The following is a 14,168-nucleotide window of genomic DNA, read 5'->3' as shown; positions in this document are numbered from 1 at the left end:
CTCCCTCCCTGGCAGTTGGCACACCCGACCACTTTTCGGGTTCGACTTGCCACGCAGCGTGACAACGCTCTAGCGTGCCCGCATAACGAACAACCCCCGCCCGGTGCTACGAACACCTGCGGGGGTTTGACCATCACGATCGAAAGCCGAGTTCGACCCATGGCTGACGCCAAGCTTAGTGCCGTCTTCCGCCCTGCGCACGCAGACCCGCACCCGATGGCCAATCCGGGTTACGGGAAACGCTCCGCCCCAGGCCAATCCCCCCGCACCGCACAAGACTTCGCGCACCTCCCGCCCCGCGAGGCCGCCATCGCCGCGATCCTCGACCGCCTCCCCGACGGCGCCGACATCTCCGTAAAGACGCTGGCCAAGCACCTCCCGTACGGGCAGTGCGCCCTCCGCACCGCCCTCAACAGGCTCCAGGCGGCAGGCCACTTGCGCCGAGGCAGCGAACACGTACGCGGCAGCGGCAGCGCCCGCTGGGTCACCCGAACGTGGTTCTCCCGCACGGCGCGGGACGACGCCTGGTGGTCGACGTTCACACGGGGCGACGTACCGGAAGACAGCGACGAACCGCCCCAACACCCCACCCGCAGCCGCGCGTTCATCCTCCTGGCGGCCCTGGGCCGCACCGCCCCCTCACTCTCCCTCTCGCAGGCCGACTGCACAGTCCTCGCACCGGACGCCGCCCGCTGGTTCGAGCGCGGGGCCACGGAACAGGACCTCCTGCGCGCCCTCACCGCCGGGCTGCCGCCCGTCATCCACCGACCGGCAGCCCTCGTACGCAGCCGCCTCACCACCAAGCTCCCGCCGGAACCAGCCCTCCGCCCCGTACTTCGCGTACTGGAGTGTGCGAAGTGCGGCACCCCCGGCCGCCCCGACGCCCTGCCCGGCGGCGTATGCGGCCCGTGCCGGGGCGAATCCGGGCCCGCACAGCACGCGAGGCCCCTGTCGCCTGCGGCGGTCCGCGCCCACGCGGCGGCTGCCCGCGCCCCGCTGAGCACCCGCAGATGACCGTACGCGGCTACGCCCTCGCCCGCACCGGCCGCCGCAGCAGATAGACGCCCGCGGTCGAGACCAGGACGGCCATGCACGCGATGAACACGAGACCCGCGCCCTCCAGACCGATCGGACCCGCCAGTACGCCCACCCCGATGACCGGCAGCGAGATGCCCGCGTACGCGACCACGAACAGCGTCGAGATCACCGCCGCACGCCGGTCCTCGGGAGACGCCGCGGCCACCGCGGACAGCGCCCCGCGGAACGCGAGACCCTGCCCGCACCCGCCAACCAGCGCACTGAGCACCACCAGCGGCAGCAGGTCCCACCACAGCGCGCCCGCGAGCAGCGCGAGGCCGACGAGGAGTCCGGCGCAACCCAGTGGCAGTGATCGTCCGACCCCGACCCGGCCGGTCGCCAACTGCCCGGCGGTCGAGGCGAAGAAGGCAAGGGCGACGACCAGGCCGCTCACGGCGTGGTTCTCCACATTCAGGGACTGTGCGAGGAACGCCGGGCTGACCGACGTGAACACCCCGAACAGCGCGAACCCCACGAACGAGGCGATCCCCGCGGGCACGAACACCGCCCGCACCTGCGGGGGCACGCCGGGACGCTGCGGCCGTACCGTGCTCAGCGGCCGCGGCTCCCGCACGGTCTCCGGAAGCCGCAGCAGGACGGCGGCCGATCCCGCGACCAGTGCGAGGTGCACGGCGAACGGCAGGTACAGCGGCCAGGCGGCGTACTGCGCGAGCACACCGGCGAGCAGGGGGCCGCAGCCGAGCCCGCCCATGTTGGCGGCGGTCGCCACGAACGTGGCCCGGGAGGCGCCGACGTACGGCGCCCTGTCCATCACGTACGCGGTGGCGGCCCCGGTGAACAGTCCGGCGGACAGTCCCGAAAGGAGCCGCCCCGCGTACAACCAGCCCATCCCGACGGCGGAGAGGAAGCAGACGGCGCTCGCCGCCGCGCAGCCCAGGCCCCACAGCAGCACCGGACGCCTGCCCACCACGTCCGAGACGTTGCCCGCCAGGAGCAGCACGCCGATGACCCCGAAGGCGTACACGGCGTACACGACGGTGACCGTCAGCTCGGAGAACCCGAACTTTTCCTGGTAGAGGCCGTAGAGGGGCGTCGGCAGGGTGGTGCCGGCCATGCACACGGCGAACACCGCCCCGCTGAGCAGACACTGGCGCCAACGCCGGTGATCAACATCCATGCCGCCGACGCTAACCCCGCACGCCGGGCAGTTCGCCCCTACTCGCCCGAGGGGAGCACGGACTTCCCTGCCTCGTTGACCCGGTCGGCGACGGTGGCGACGTCGGACAGCGCGTCCGGCGACTCGCTGACGCCCCGGACCGCGAGTCCGGCGCCGTCGACGGCAGTGGCGCCCGAGCCGTCGATGGTCTCCACCGCCGCGGTGTCGGGGACGAGGTGGTTGACGTCGAGGTTGTCGTGCGCCGCACCGAGCGCCCCGGCCGTGACGGACGCCGCCCCCACGTTCTCGCTCCCGGCCGCGGGGTCGGGTTCGGCGGCGAACGCTCCGGACGCGGAGGCGCCCACCATGGCCGCGGCGGCGGCGCCCGTCATCAGCATCTTGGTGATCTTCATGCCAAGGGAAACGAACAGCCCCTGACTAGGTCACTGCGACCAGGTCACCGCCCCTCACGGCGTGGTGAAAAGCCACCATTGGTCCGTGCCGTTCTGCGAGCAGAAGAACGACTGCCACTGCCCGGCCTGCTGACCGTTGTTGCCCGCGACCCAGCAGGATTCGTAGATGGCGTACGGGCCGTAGACCCCCGCCGGGCGCGGCGGAACGGACTCGACGGCGGCCGCCCTGTGGCCGGAAGGGGCCGCTGTCGCCTGTGAGTTGGCCGTCGCCAGGAATCCGGCGACGGCGGTCACGACAACGGCAGCGAGTCGGAGCTTGCCCTTGCGCATGGTGTCTCCCTACTGAGAGGCGTGCGGGCCGGCCCGCACGGGCCGGCCTCGCCCCCACTGGTACCGGCGCCGCGCCCGCCCTGACCAGGCATTGAGCCCGTTCTCACTCGTGTGAGCCAGGCAGAATCGATCAGTCGCACCACCCCCGGCCCGGTGGATCACTTCGCGACGTCCTTGTTCCGCACGGGGCCTGGGCCGGTGGCCGAAGCACGCAACCGGACCACCACCTGAACCTCTGCCGTCACATCCGCCCCACGCCACTCCGGTGCGGTCCGGACCAAGCCCGCCCGCGACGCCCGTATACAGCCAGACAATCCCTGGCCGGAAGCGTCCCGACGCCCGTTCGGATCCGGGCGATCACCTTCCGGCACCTACCGTCCGTGCCCAAGATGGCGCAGAGCGTCATCGCGCCGACATCGATGCCGCATCAACTACGCCATCGAAGACGTCTTCTCAGGAGGGGACCCCCATGCCCGAAGAGAACGCACCCACCGAGCAGCAGATCCAGGAAGCCCTGCTCGCCGCGCCTCCGATCGCCCTCGGCACCGGGCCGAGCCAGCCCGTCGTCACCCCCGCCCCCGTGGCCAACGAGGTGTGGGATCTGCCCGGCGGCACCGCCTGGGTGTACTACGGCCAGGGCAATCAGGGGCTGACCCGGCCCGTCCTCATGGCGGACGGCTTCAACTCCGGGCCCAGCAGCCTGAACGACTCGTGGGAGTTCCTGGACCGCGGCCCGTACGCGTTCCTGACCGAGCTGCGGCGGCGCGGCCGTGACGTGATCCTGATCGGCTACCACGACCGCAGCGCCCCGATCCAGTCGAACGCCGAGACCGTCACGGGCGCGATCTTCCGCACCATCGCGGAGCGCCTCGGCGACCATCCGCTCGCCGTCGGCGGGTTCAGCATGGGCGGCCTGGTCACGCGGTACACGCTCGCCAAGCTGGAGACGCAGCGCATGCACCACCAGACCGCGCTGTACTGGTCGTACGACAGCCCGCACCGGGGCGCCTGGATCCCGATCGCCCTGCAGTCCTTCGCGCACTACATCCGCAAGCTCAACTCCGCCTTCTCGGACCAGATGAACAGTCCGGCGGCGCAGCAGCTGCTGTGGCGGCACATCGCGGAGTGGGATGACACCCCCGCCGAGAGCCCGCTGCGGACCCGGTTCCTCGAAGAGTTGCAGCGATTCGGCAGCTGGCCGCGGATTCCGCGCACCATCGGTGTCGCCAACGGCATGGCCGACGGCACCGGCAACGGCGTGGCGGCCGGTGAACTCGCCTTCGAGGGCAAGGGCCTCTCCGTGCTCGGCAGCAGGCTGAACACCCAGTCGCCGGGCGAGAAGCAACTGGTGGCCCAGTTGCGGGTGGTGACGCCGCCGCCCGCCAACGAGGTCCACACCCCGGGCCTGCCGCCCATCGACGGCGCCCCCGGCGGCACGCTCAACAGCTTCGAGATCCTCGCCGACCGGTTCAACGCCCTGCTGCCGATCCTCGGCTTCAAGTCCGAGGCACATATTCCCTCGCACAGCTTCGTGCCGGCGGTGAGCGCCGTCGCGATCCGCGACCTCGACACCGAGGAGAACCTCTACACCGACATCGGCTCGCTCTCCCCGGAGGAGAGCGAGCTGGACGACTTCCTGTGCGCCTCGCAGAACGAGGGCCACACGCTGATCACCGAGGAACTGTGCACCTGGATCATGGACCGGCTGCCGTAGCAGCCGTCACCCGGCCCGGTCGTCTTCGCGACAGAGTTCCCGCGCCGCGGCGGGCCGTCGCGGGCCGGGCCGGGCGCCGTGCTGGCCGACGCGCCGTCGGCCGGCACGGGCCGCGGCGCCGATGCCGCAGTTACGCCCCTGGTCGGCGCGGAACGCCCCTCGCGTCACACGCGTAACCGGCCGAAGTCGCCCTGTCCGAAAGGCTCCTGGCCCCGGCGCGGATAGCCGAGACCGACTGTCGGCGGCTACCCGACGTACCAAAGATGGCACCGAACGTCATGACCACGCGTACGCCATCGCACCGGTACTCCCGGAGGGGACCTTCATGACCGAGCCCAACGAGCCCAACGAGCCCAACGAGCCCAACGAGACCGACGAGACCGACGAGCAGCAGATCGCCGAAGCCCTGCACAGCGCCGCCCGCATCACCCTCGCGCCCGGCCCCAGGGAAGCTTCCGCCGCCGCGCCCGACCCGGACGAGGAGTGGACGCTGCCCGGCGGCACGGCCTGGGTGTACCTCGCCGACCCGGAGCGGGGCCTGACCCGCCCCGTCATCCTCGGCGACGGCTTCAACAGCGGGCCGAGCGAGCTCGACTTCTCCTGGGAGATCCTGGAGGAGGGGCCGTATCCGTTCATCAGCGCGCTGCGGGAGCGCGGGCGTGACGTCGTACTGATCGGCTTCGACGAGCGCGGCGCGTCCATCCTGGAGAACGCCGAGGTCGCGCGGGCCGCGATCCGTGAGGCGATCGCGCGGCGCAGGGGCGAACACCCGCTGGCCGTCGGCGGGTTCAGCATGGGCGGCCTCGTCACGCGGTACGCGCTCGCCAAGATGGAGCACGAAGGCGGCGCGGAGAACGACCACCAGACCGGGCTCTACTTCTCCTACGACAGCCCGCACCGCGGCGCCTGGATCCCGATCGCCCTGCAGTCCTTCGCGCACTACATCCGCAAGCTCAACTCCGCCTTCTCGGACCAGATGAACAGCCCGGCCGCACGCCAGCTCCTGTGGCAGCACATCGCGGAGTGGGACGACGCCCCCGAGACCGACAAGGCGCGCACCGAGTTCCTCGCCGAGCTCGAGCGGGTCGGCGGCTGGCCGCGGCGGCCCCGGAAGATCGGCGTCGCCAACGGCGTACGGACCGGCGAGGAGAACGGAATCGCCCCCGGCGAGCGGGCGTTCCGCGGCAAGGGCCTGGCCATCACCGGCACGCACCTCTACACCCAGTCCGCGGGCGAGGACCAACGCGTCGGGCAGCTGAGGGTCGTGACCCTGCGCAAGCCGCAGATCCGCACCTCGGGCCTGCCCGAGATCGACGGCGCGCCCGGCGGCACCCTGGAGGGCTTCGGCATCCTCGCCGACGAGCTGGACAAGATCCCCGCGATCATCGGCCTCGGCTCGGAGGCGGAGATCCGCGAGCACTGCTTCGTGCCCGCCGTCAGCGCGGTCGCCCTGCGCGACGTCGACACCCATCAGAAGCTGTACGAGCCCTTCGCGGAGCACTCCGAGGACAGCGAACTGGACGAGTACCACTGCGCCTCGCGGAACGAGGGCCACACCCTGGTCACCGAGGAACTGTGCACCTGGATCATGGACCGGCTGCCGTAGCCGGGCCTTGCCCCTCGCAACATCTCGACGTACAGTTTCCAGTACGTACAGGAAGCTGTACGTACTGGAGGAGGCCGCGATGCGCACGATGACCTACACCGAATCCCGGGCCAACTACGCCGAGACGCTCAACACGGTGGTCGACGACCGCGAGGAAGTGATAGTGACCCGCGCGGGCCGCGAACCGGTCGTCATCGTGGCACTCGACGAGTACGAGTCCTTGAAGGAGACGGCGTACCTGCTGCGCAGCCCGGAGAACGCGCGGCGCATTCTGGCCGCCATCGAGGACTTGGAGAACGGCGGCGGCACGGTCAGGGAGCTCCTCGATTGAAGCTCGTATGGCAGGAGAAGGCCTGGGCCGACTACGTCCGGCGGCAGGAACAGGACCGCAAGATACTGAAGCGCATCAACATTCTCCTCCAGGACATCGCCCGCAACGGCCCCGACGAGGGCATCGGCAAACCCGAGCCCCTGAAGCACGGCTTCCACGGCTACTGGTCCCGTCGCATCACCGACGAGCACCGGCTGATCTACAAGGTCGTCGAGGACGAGATCCGCGTCGCGGCCTGCCGCTACCACTACGAACGCTGAACCGAACGCCCGAGGGCGGCACCCCTTCGTGAGAAGGAGTGCCGCCCTCGGTGCGTACGGGACGTCGATCAACCAGAGGCCGATCAGAAGTCCATGTCACCGCCCGGCATGCCGCCCGGAGCGGCGGCGGCGCCCGCCTTCTCCGGCTTGTCGGCGATGACGGCCTCGGTGGTGAGGAACAGCGCGGCGATGGAGGCGGCGTTCTGCAGGGCAGAGCGCGTCACCTTCGCCGGGTCGAGGATGCCCTCGGCGATCATGTCGACGTACTCACCGGTCGCGGCGTTCAGGCCGTGGCCGACGGTCAGGTTGCGCACCTTCTCGACGACGACACCACCCTCGAGGCCGGCGTTGACCGCGATCTGCTTCAGCGGGGCCTCGAGGGCCAGCTTCACAGCGGCGGCACCGGTGGCCTCGTCACCCTCGAGCTCAAGCTTCTCGAAGACGGCGGAGGCCTGGATGAGGGCCACGCCACCACCGGCGACGATGCCCTCTTCGACGGCCGCCTTCGCGTTGCGAACGGCGTCCTCGATGCGGTGCTTGCGCTCCTTGAGCTCGACCTCGGTCGCGGCACCGGCCTTGATGACCGCAACACCGCCGGCGAGCTTCGCCAGGCGCTCCTGCAGCTTCTCGCGGTCGTAGTCGCTGTCCGAGTTCTCGATCTCGGCGCGGATCTGGTTGACGCGGCCCTGAACCTGGTCGCTCTCACCGGAGCCGTCGACGATCGTCGTCTCGTCCTTGGTGATGACGACCTTGCGGGCGCGGCCGAGCAGGTCGAGACCGGCGTTCTCCAGCTTGAGGCCGACCTCCTCGGAGATGACGGTGCCACCGGTGAGGATGGCGATGTCGCCGAGCATGGCCTTGCGGCGGTCACCGAAGCCCGGGGCCTTGACGGCGACGGACTTGAAGGTGCCACGGATCTTGTTGACGACCAGGGTCGACAGGGCCTCGCCCTCGACGTCCTCGGCGATGATCAGCAGCGGCTTGCCGGACTGCATGACCTTCTCGAGGAGCGGAAGGAGGTCCTTCACGTTCGAGATCTTGGAGTTGACGATCAGGATGTACGGGTCATCCAGGGCCGCCTCCATGCGCTCCATGTCGGTCGCGAAGTACGCCGAGATGTAGCCCTTGTCGAAGCGCATGCCCTCGGTGAGCTCAAGCTCGAGCCCGAAGGTCTGCGACTCCTCGACGGTGATGACGCCTTCCTTGCCGACCTTGTCCATCGCCTCGGCGATGAGCTCGCCGATCTGGGTGTCGGCGGCGGAGATGGAGGCCGTGGAAGCGATCTGCTCCTTGGTCTCGACATCCTTGGCCTGCTCGAGCAGGGCGCCCGAGACGGCCTCGACGGCCTTCTCGATGCCGCGCTTGAGGGCCATCGGGTTGGCACCGGCGGCCACGTTGCGCAGACCCTCGCGCACCAGGGCCTGGGCCAGGACGGTCGCGGTCGTCGTGCCGTCACCGGCGACGTCGTCCGTCTTCTTCGCGACCTCCTTGACCAGCTCGGCGCCGATCTTCTCGTACGGGTCCTCGAGCTCGATCTCCTTGGCGATGGAGACACCATCGTTGGTGATCGTGGGGGCGCCCCACTTCTTCTCGAGGACGACGTTGCGACCCTTGGGGCCCAGGGTCACCTTGACGGCGTCGGCGAGCTGGTTCATGCCGCGCTCGAGGCCGCGCCGTGCCTCCTCGTCGAACGCGATGATCTTGGCCATGTGAAGTGGTCCTCCCGGACGGGGTGGAAATGCAAACGGATCATGCCGGCGCCCGCGACGGACGGCCTGCGAGCCGTGTGGTTCCTTGCCCCACCCGGCCTGCGGACCTCACCGACCCGATCCAAGTTCTGTCACTCTCACTGGGAGAGTGCTAAGCCAATGATTAGCACTCGACCCACCCGAGTGCAAGGTGCTCCCGCGCAGCGGGATCGTTGAGGGGTGGTGGTCGGGCGACGGGTGGGCGCAAGCGCCTCTGGCGGATCCCAGACGCACTGCAGACGTACGAGGGGCCCGTACCCCAGTTGGGATACGGGCCCCTCGCCGTGAGTGCGTCGGTGGCCGATCGCGCCGAGATCAGACGGCGAGCTTGACCATGTCCGCCTGCGGACCCTTCTGGCCCTGCGAGATCTCGAACTCGACTCGCTGACCTTCTTCAAGGGTGCGGTAGCCGTCCATCTGGATCGCGCTGTAGTGGACGAAAACATCCGCACCACCGTCGACCGCGATGAAGCCGTACCCCTTCTCCGCGTTGAACCACTTGACGGTGCCCTGAGCCATGCCTAACTCCCCTATTACTGGCCCTTGCACGGGCCCGCACTTCGCGGACCCGGGTCAGACCTCACCCCCCCAATGGGATGTGGAGGTGTGCGCCGGAACGCGTCGACCGCGGCTGAATGTATCTGTCCAACTGCCGTCTGCAACAGGTCAATCGGACGAGAATTCCGGGCACGCCCGATCGGAAATATGCGGAGAATTCGCCGGAGCTCAGGGCAAGTCGGGCCAGACAAATGCCGTGATCGGCTCAAATGGGCAGCGCACTTTGGCTACTTCTTGTCGGCCTCGGGCCGAGTTCGTATATGCGCTGGGCACAAACGGAGAAGCTCGTTTCCCAACTGTACCGCGCTCAACCATATGGAATTGCCCCCTCCGCTTCTCTCGCGGAGGGGGCAATTCAGATAACACAGGGTGCTTGCGTAAAGGATCAGCCGCCGGCACTGTGCTCGATGGTCAGCCGCCGGCACTGTGCTCGATGGTCAGCCTCCGGCGACGGCGGGAATGATCGAGACACCCGCACCATCCGGAGTGGCCGTCTCCAGACCCTGCTCGAAACGGACGTCGTCATCGTTGACGTACACGTTCACGAAGCGGCGCAGCTTGCCCTGGTCGTCCAGGACGCGGGCGGCGATACCGGCGTGGTTCTTCTCCAGGTCGGCGATGACCTCGGAGAGATTCGCCCCCTCGGCGGCAACCTCGGACCGACCGCCGGTGTACGTACGAAGGATGGTGGGGATGCGGACGTTGACGCTCATGGGGTTCACCTCTTGATACAGGGGGCGGAGGCGCCCCGTAAGGGGCGCGGGGCTGTTTCGATATGCGGCTGCGCCGCGTGGGCGCGAGGACGGACCACGACCGCACGCCGGAGACGGCGGTCAGGCCCAACGGCGACTAGCCGGCCAACCCCGCGTCACGGAACGCGTCAAGGCTAGGGCGAATCGTCGCGGTCGCCTGGGACGTGGCGGCCACCGCGTCGAGGGTCTTCAGGCCATCACCCGTGTTCAGGACAACCGTGGTGAGGGAGGGGTCGATGAGCCCCGCCTCAACCAGCTTCTTCGTGACGCCCACCGTCACCCCACCCGCGGTCTCCGCGAAGATGCCCTCCGTCCGCGCGAGCAACTTGATCGCGTCGACGACCTGCTCGTCGTTCACGTCCTCCACCGCACCACCGGTCCGCCGCGCGATGTCGAGAACGTACGGCCCGTCGGCCGGGTTGCCGATGGCCAGCGACTTGGCGATGGTGTTCGGCTTCTGGGGACGTACGACGTCGTGGCCCGCCTTGAAGGCGGCCGACACCGGCGAGCACCCCTCCGCCTGCGCCCCGAAGATCTTGTACGGCTTGTCCTCGACGAGGCCGAGCGCAATCAGCTCCTTCAGACCCTTGTCGATCTTCGTGAGCTGCGAGCCCGAGGCGATCGGGATGACCAGCTGATCCGGAAGGACCCACCCCAGCTGCTCGCAGATCTCGTACGCGAGGGTCTTGGAGCCCTCGCCGTAGTACGGCCGCAGGTTGACGTTGACGAAGCCCCAGCCCTCGCCCAGCGGGTCGCCGATGAGCTCGGAGCAGAAGCGGTTCACGTCGTCGTAGTTGCCCTCGATGCCGACGAGCTCGCCGCCGTACACCGCGGCCATGACGACCTTGCCCTGCTCCAGGTCGTGCGGGATGAACACGCAGGAGCGGAAGCCGGCGCGCGCGGCGGCGGCGCCGACAGCACCGGCGAGGTTGCCGGTGGAGGAGCAGGAGAGCGTGGTGAAGCCGAAGGCACGGGCGGCCTCAAGGGCCTGCGCGACCACACGGTCCTTGAAGGAGTGCGTGGGGTTGCCGGAGTCGTCCTTGACGAACAACTTGCCCTGCTCGACGCCGAGTTCACGGGCGAGGTTGTCGGCCTTGACGAGCTGGGTCCAGCCGGGGTTCAGGTTCGGCTTGTCGGCCACGTCGGCGGGGACGGGGAGCAGCGGCGCGTAACGCCAGATGTTGGCGGGGCCGGACTCGATCTGCTTGCGGAGCGCCTCGGGGTCACCGGTCGGCAGGTCGTAGGCCACCTCGAGCGGGCCGAAACAGGCCTCACACGCGAAGATGGGGCCGAGGGCGTAGAGCTCGCCGCACTCGCGGCAGGAGAGGCCCGATGCGGGACCGAGGTCTACGGAGTTCGAAGCGTTCGTAGCGTTCGTTGCGGGAGTCGTGTCGTTCGTTGCGACAGTCTGCGCAGCCATGGAGGCGAGGCCCTTTCTCCTCATCTTCCCCGCGACGCATCTCGCCGCGAGACGGAATTGGCACCTTCCCCACCGTGACCTCGTCGGTCGGCGGGAGGGTTGCCGGGGCTTCAACGGGCCGTATCCCTCTGCCCCTCTGGATGAGCGCTATGGCCCCGGGCTCGCGGTCCCGGTGCATTTGTTACGCGATGACCCCCGACATGCGATGGTCATCCGCGTTGTTCAAGACTGTAACCGAAGGCCTGGACGCTTGAGATAGTCGTCCGAACCGCGAGATGGATCACATAGAGAGGACCCTGACCTTGCTGGAAGAGGCCGAGCGCTGGCTGAGCAGGCGTTCCTGGTCCGTCGCCGACCGGCCGCTGGACCGGCTCACCGCGGCGAAGAAGGCATCCGGCACGTCGGTGAGTGTCGTGCTGCCCGCGCTCGACGAGGCGGAGACGGTCGGCGCGATCGTCGCGGAGATCCGCCGCGAGCTGGTCGAGAAGGCCCCTCTCGTCGACGAGCTCGTGGTGATCGACTCGGGCTCGAGGGACCGCACGGCCGAGGTCGCGCGGGAGGCGGGCGCGCGAGTCGTGCACCGCGACGAGATTCTCCCCCGTATCCCGGCCGTGCCCGGCAAGGGCGAGGTGCTGTGGCGCTCGCTCCTGGTGACCGGCGGTGACATCGTCGCGTTCATCGACGCGGACCTGAAGGAGTTCTCGGCGGACTTCGTCTCGGGCATCGTGGGCCCGCTCCTGACCGAGCCCGACGTGGACTTCGTGAAGGCGATGTACGACCGTCCGCTGGGCTCCGCGGCAGGTCAGGGCGGCCGGGTCACCGAGCTGATGGCGCGCCCGCTGCTCAATATGCACTGGCCTCAGCTCGCGGGCTTCGTCCAGCCCCTCGGCGGCGAGTACGCGGCGCGCAGATCGCTGCTCGAGCGGCTGCCGTTCCCCGTCGGTTACGGAGTGGAGCTGGGCCTGCTGGTCGACGCGCTGCACACGGTGGGCCTCGACGCGCTCGCGCAGGTCGACGTCGGGGTGCGCAGGCACCGTCACCAGGACGGGCAGGCGCTCGGCCGGATGGCGGCGGCGATCTACCGGACGGCACAGCTGCGGCTCGCCCGCGGCCACCTCGTACGTCCCGAGCTCACGCAGTTCGAGCGGGGTGAGCACGGATTCGAGCCGCGCACCTATTCCGTGGACACGGAGGAGCGGCCGCCGATGGCCGATATCGCGGAGTACGCGGCACGCCGCGTGGCGTGATCACCGTGACCGCGCCCGGCGAGCGTGTCTGTTGTTCGTGGTTTCCGGAACGTATACGGCCGGGTCTCCGCAGAGGTCCGGCCATACGTTTGAGGCTTCCCCGGAGGGGCTAGATTTCGGCACATGGTCTCCGAGCAGGCAGCGGCCCCGGCCGCCCAGGTCCTCGTCGCGTCCAACCGCGGCCCTGTCACGTACACCCTGGAGGAGAACGGGGAGCTGACGGCCAAGCGGGGCGGCGGCGGGCTCGTCTCCGGGCTCAGCGCGGTCGGGGACGAGGCGGACGCCCTGTGGGTCTGCGCGGCGCTGGGTGACGGCGACCGGGAGGCCGTGCGGCGCGGGGTCGGCGAGCCGGGTGTGCGGATGCTGGACATTGATCCGCGGGTGCACGCCGACGCGTACAACGGCATCGCGAATTCAGTCCTCTGGTTCGTCCACCACATGCTGTACCAGACCCCGCTGGAACCGGCGTTCGGCGCGGAGTTCCGGGCGCAGTGGGCCTCGTACGAGACGTACAACCGGGCCTTCGCGGAGGCGCTCGCGCAGAGCGCCGGTGACGGGGCGGCGGTCCTCGTCCAGGACTATCACTTGTCGCTCGTCCCCGGGATGCTGCGCGAACTCCGCCCCGACCTGCGTATCGGCCACTTCTCGCACACGCCGTGGGCGCCGGTCGACTACTTCCGGATGCTGCCGGACGACATCGCGGAACAGATCCTGCGGGGCATCCTGGGCGCGGACCGGGCGGCGTTCCTGACGGGGCGGTGGGCGGACGCGTTCACCGCGTGCTGCGTGGACGCGCTCGGCGGTACGTCGGGTACGCGGATCGGGGTGCACGGGCTCGGGGCGGACGCGGATTTCCTGCGGGAGCGGTCGCGGCGGGCGGACGTGGAGGAGCGGTTGGCGGCGCTGCGGGAGCAGGTGGGTGGTGTCGGCCGGCGGGTGATCGTCCGGGTCGACCGGACGGAGCTGTCGAAGAACATCGTGCGGGGGCTGCGGGCGTACCGGCAGCTTCTGGAGGACCATCCCGAGTGGCGGGAGCGGGTGGTGCATGTCGCGTTCGCGTATCCGTCGCGGCAGGATCTGGCGGTGTACCGGGACTACACGGCGGAGGTACGGAGGCTCGCCGACTCCATCAACTCGAGGTACGGGGTGGAGGGTTGGACCCCGGTCGTCCTCCATGTGAAGGACGACTTCGCTCGGTCGCTGGCGGCGTATCGGCTGGCGGATGTCGCTCTGGTGAACCCCATCCGGGACGGGATGAATCTTGTCGCCAAGGAGGTGCCGGTCGTCTCCGACGAGGGGTGCGTTCTGGTTCTGTCGCGGGAGGCGGGGGCGTACGAGGAGCTGGGCGAGGATGCGGTGGTGGTGAACCCGTTCGACGTGACGGGGACGGCGGCGGCGTTGCATGAGGCGTTGATGATGCCGCTGGATGAGAGGGCGGAACGAACGAAGCGGCTGGCTGCGGCGGCTACGGCGTTGCCGCCGGCCCAGTGGTTCCTGGACCAGCTGCGGGCGCTGGGGTAAACGCCGGACGGGCTGAAATGCCTGCGGGCAATCGGTTGGGTGGGCGGGAAAAATCCGTCCAACCCCCACCCACG

Annotated in this window: 14 protein-coding genes and 1 riboswitch; of the genes, 7 read left to right on the top strand and 7 right to left on the bottom strand. The window is 69.4% G+C overall.

Annotated elements, in window-relative coordinates:
* Positions 1-159 precede the first annotated feature (159 nt).
* Positions 160-1,014 (top strand): hypothetical protein, encoded by an 855-nt coding sequence (locus E2651_RS32525; protein ID WP_245239372.1) that lies wholly within the window; start codon positions 160-162, stop codon positions 1,012-1,014.
* Between the two features lie 10 nt (positions 1,015-1,024).
* Here E2651_RS32525 and E2651_RS32520 read toward each other — a convergent pair whose 3' ends face one another.
* The 3 genes from E2651_RS32520 to E2651_RS32510 are packed head-to-tail and all read right to left on the bottom strand — an operon-like array spanning position 1,025 to position 2,937.
* The gene (locus E2651_RS32520) at positions 1,025-2,215 is read right to left on the bottom strand and encodes an MFS transporter (RefSeq protein WP_135334850.1); all 1,191 of its coding nucleotides are present in this window, start codon (positions 2,213-2,215) and stop codon (positions 1,025-1,027) included.
* Between the two features lie 38 nt (positions 2,216-2,253).
* On the bottom strand, positions 2,254-2,607 hold the full coding sequence (locus E2651_RS32515) for a hypothetical protein (protein WP_135334849.1): 354 nt from the start codon (positions 2,605-2,607) through the stop codon (positions 2,254-2,256).
* A 54-nt stretch (positions 2,608-2,661) separates the two neighbouring features.
* Positions 2,662-2,937, bottom strand: a complete 276-nt coding sequence (locus E2651_RS32510) for a hypothetical protein (RefSeq protein ID WP_135334848.1) — start codon at positions 2,935-2,937, stop codon at positions 2,662-2,664.
* A gap of 469 nt (positions 2,938-3,406) precedes the next feature.
* Between E2651_RS32510 and E2651_RS32505 the strand changes: the two genes are divergently transcribed.
* The 4 genes from E2651_RS32505 (at position 3,407) to E2651_RS32490 (ending at position 6,848) form a co-directional block, all read left to right on the top strand.
* On the top strand, positions 3,407-4,651 hold the full coding sequence (locus E2651_RS32505; protein WP_135334847.1) for a hypothetical protein: 1,245 nt from the start codon (positions 3,407-3,409) through the stop codon (positions 4,649-4,651).
* Positions 4,652-4,976: 325 nt separating this feature from the next.
* Positions 4,977-6,257: a hypothetical protein gene (locus tag E2651_RS32500; RefSeq protein ID WP_135334846.1), complete on the top strand. Its 1,281-nt coding sequence runs from the start codon at positions 4,977-4,979 to the stop codon at positions 6,255-6,257.
* Between the two features lie 79 nt (positions 6,258-6,336).
* On the top strand, positions 6,337-6,588 hold the full coding sequence (locus E2651_RS32495; protein WP_135334845.1) for a type II toxin-antitoxin system prevent-host-death family antitoxin: 252 nt from the start codon (positions 6,337-6,339) through the stop codon (positions 6,586-6,588).
* The gene (locus E2651_RS32490) at positions 6,585-6,848 is read left to right on the top strand and encodes a Txe/YoeB family addiction module toxin (RefSeq protein ID WP_135334844.1); all 264 of its coding nucleotides are present in this window, start codon (positions 6,585-6,587) and stop codon (positions 6,846-6,848) included. The genes E2651_RS32495 and E2651_RS32490 overlap by 4 nt, the downstream gene beginning before the upstream one ends.
* Before the next feature lie 83 nt (positions 6,849-6,931).
* Here E2651_RS32490 and groL read toward each other — a convergent pair whose 3' ends face one another.
* The 4 genes from groL to thrC form a co-directional block, all read right to left on the bottom strand.
* Positions 6,932-8,557 carry a chaperonin GroEL gene (gene groL / locus E2651_RS32485; protein WP_135334843.1) on the bottom strand — a complete coding sequence of 542 codons (1,626 nt, stop codon included), beginning with the start codon at positions 8,555-8,557 and terminating at the stop codon, positions 6,932-6,934.
* A 354-nt stretch (positions 8,558-8,911) separates the two neighbouring features.
* Positions 8,912-9,115, bottom strand: coding sequence for a cold-shock protein (locus tag E2651_RS32475; protein WP_005315736.1), 204 nt, complete (start codon positions 9,113-9,115; stop codon positions 8,912-8,914).
* Positions 9,116-9,591: 476 nt separating this feature from the next.
* On the bottom strand, positions 9,592-9,867 hold the full coding sequence (locus E2651_RS32470; RefSeq protein ID WP_135334841.1) for a MoaD/ThiS family protein: 276 nt from the start codon (positions 9,865-9,867) through the stop codon (positions 9,592-9,594).
* A gap of 136 nt (positions 9,868-10,003) precedes the next feature.
* Positions 10,004-11,326: a threonine synthase gene (thrC, locus tag E2651_RS32465; RefSeq protein ID WP_135334840.1), complete on the bottom strand. Its 1,323-nt coding sequence runs from the start codon at positions 11,324-11,326 to the stop codon at positions 10,004-10,006.
* A 17-nt stretch (positions 11,327-11,343) separates the two neighbouring features.
* A riboswitch (SAM riboswitch) is annotated at positions 11,344-11,473 on the bottom strand.
* A 155-nt stretch (positions 11,474-11,628) separates the two neighbouring features.
* Between thrC and E2651_RS32460 the strand changes: the two genes are divergently transcribed.
* Both E2651_RS32460 and E2651_RS32455 read left to right on the top strand, forming a co-directional pair.
* Positions 11,629-12,573, top strand: coding sequence for a glucosyl-3-phosphoglycerate synthase (locus E2651_RS32460; RefSeq protein WP_135334851.1), 945 nt, complete (start codon positions 11,629-11,631; stop codon positions 12,571-12,573).
* 123 nt (positions 12,574-12,696) lie between these two features.
* Positions 12,697-14,094 carry a trehalose-6-phosphate synthase gene (locus E2651_RS32455; RefSeq protein ID WP_135334839.1) on the top strand — a complete coding sequence of 466 codons (1,398 nt, stop codon included), beginning with the start codon at positions 12,697-12,699 and terminating at the stop codon, positions 14,092-14,094.
* Positions 14,095-14,168 lie beyond the last annotated feature (74 nt).

The organism is Streptomyces sp. MZ04 (assembly GCF_004684775.1).
Lineage (GTDB): Bacteria > Actinomycetota > Actinomycetes > Streptomycetales > Streptomycetaceae > Streptomyces.
This window is presented reverse-complemented; position numbering and strand designations above follow the sequence as displayed.

Excerpts from the sequence above, each read along its gene's own strand:
- groL (WP_135334843.1), bottom strand. The coding sequence starts at position 8,557 with ATGGCCAAGATCATCGCGTTCGACGAGGAGGCACGGCGCGGCCTCGAG.
- E2651_RS32500 (WP_135334846.1), top strand. The coding sequence starts at position 4,977 with ATGACCGAGCCCAACGAGCCCAACGAGCCCAACGAGCCCAACGAGACC.
- E2651_RS32470 (WP_135334841.1), bottom strand. The coding sequence starts at position 9,867 with ATGAGCGTCAACGTCCGCATCCCCACCATCCTTCGTACGTACACCGGC.
- E2651_RS32525 (WP_245239372.1), top strand. The coding sequence starts at position 160 with ATGGCTGACGCCAAGCTTAGTGCCGTCTTCCGCCCTGCGCACGCAGAC.
- E2651_RS32455 (WP_135334839.1), top strand. The coding sequence starts at position 12,697 with ATGGTCTCCGAGCAGGCAGCGGCCCCGGCCGCCCAGGTCCTCGTCGCG.
- E2651_RS32495 (WP_135334845.1), top strand. The coding sequence starts at position 6,337 with ATGCGCACGATGACCTACACCGAATCCCGGGCCAACTACGCCGAGACG.
- E2651_RS32510 (WP_135334848.1), bottom strand. The coding sequence starts at position 2,937 with ATGCGCAAGGGCAAGCTCCGACTCGCTGCCGTTGTCGTGACCGCCGTC.
- thrC (WP_135334840.1), bottom strand. The coding sequence starts at position 11,326 with ATGGCTGCGCAGACTGTCGCAACGAACGACACGACTCCCGCAACGAAC.
- E2651_RS32505 (WP_135334847.1), top strand. The coding sequence starts at position 3,407 with ATGCCCGAAGAGAACGCACCCACCGAGCAGCAGATCCAGGAAGCCCTG.
- E2651_RS32515 (WP_135334849.1), bottom strand. The coding sequence starts at position 2,607 with ATGAAGATCACCAAGATGCTGATGACGGGCGCCGCCGCCGCGGCCATG.
- E2651_RS32520 (WP_135334850.1), bottom strand. The coding sequence starts at position 2,215 with ATGGATGTTGATCACCGGCGTTGGCGCCAGTGTCTGCTCAGCGGGGCG.
- E2651_RS32475 (WP_005315736.1), bottom strand. The coding sequence starts at position 9,115 with ATGGCTCAGGGCACCGTCAAGTGGTTCAACGCGGAGAAGGGGTACGGC.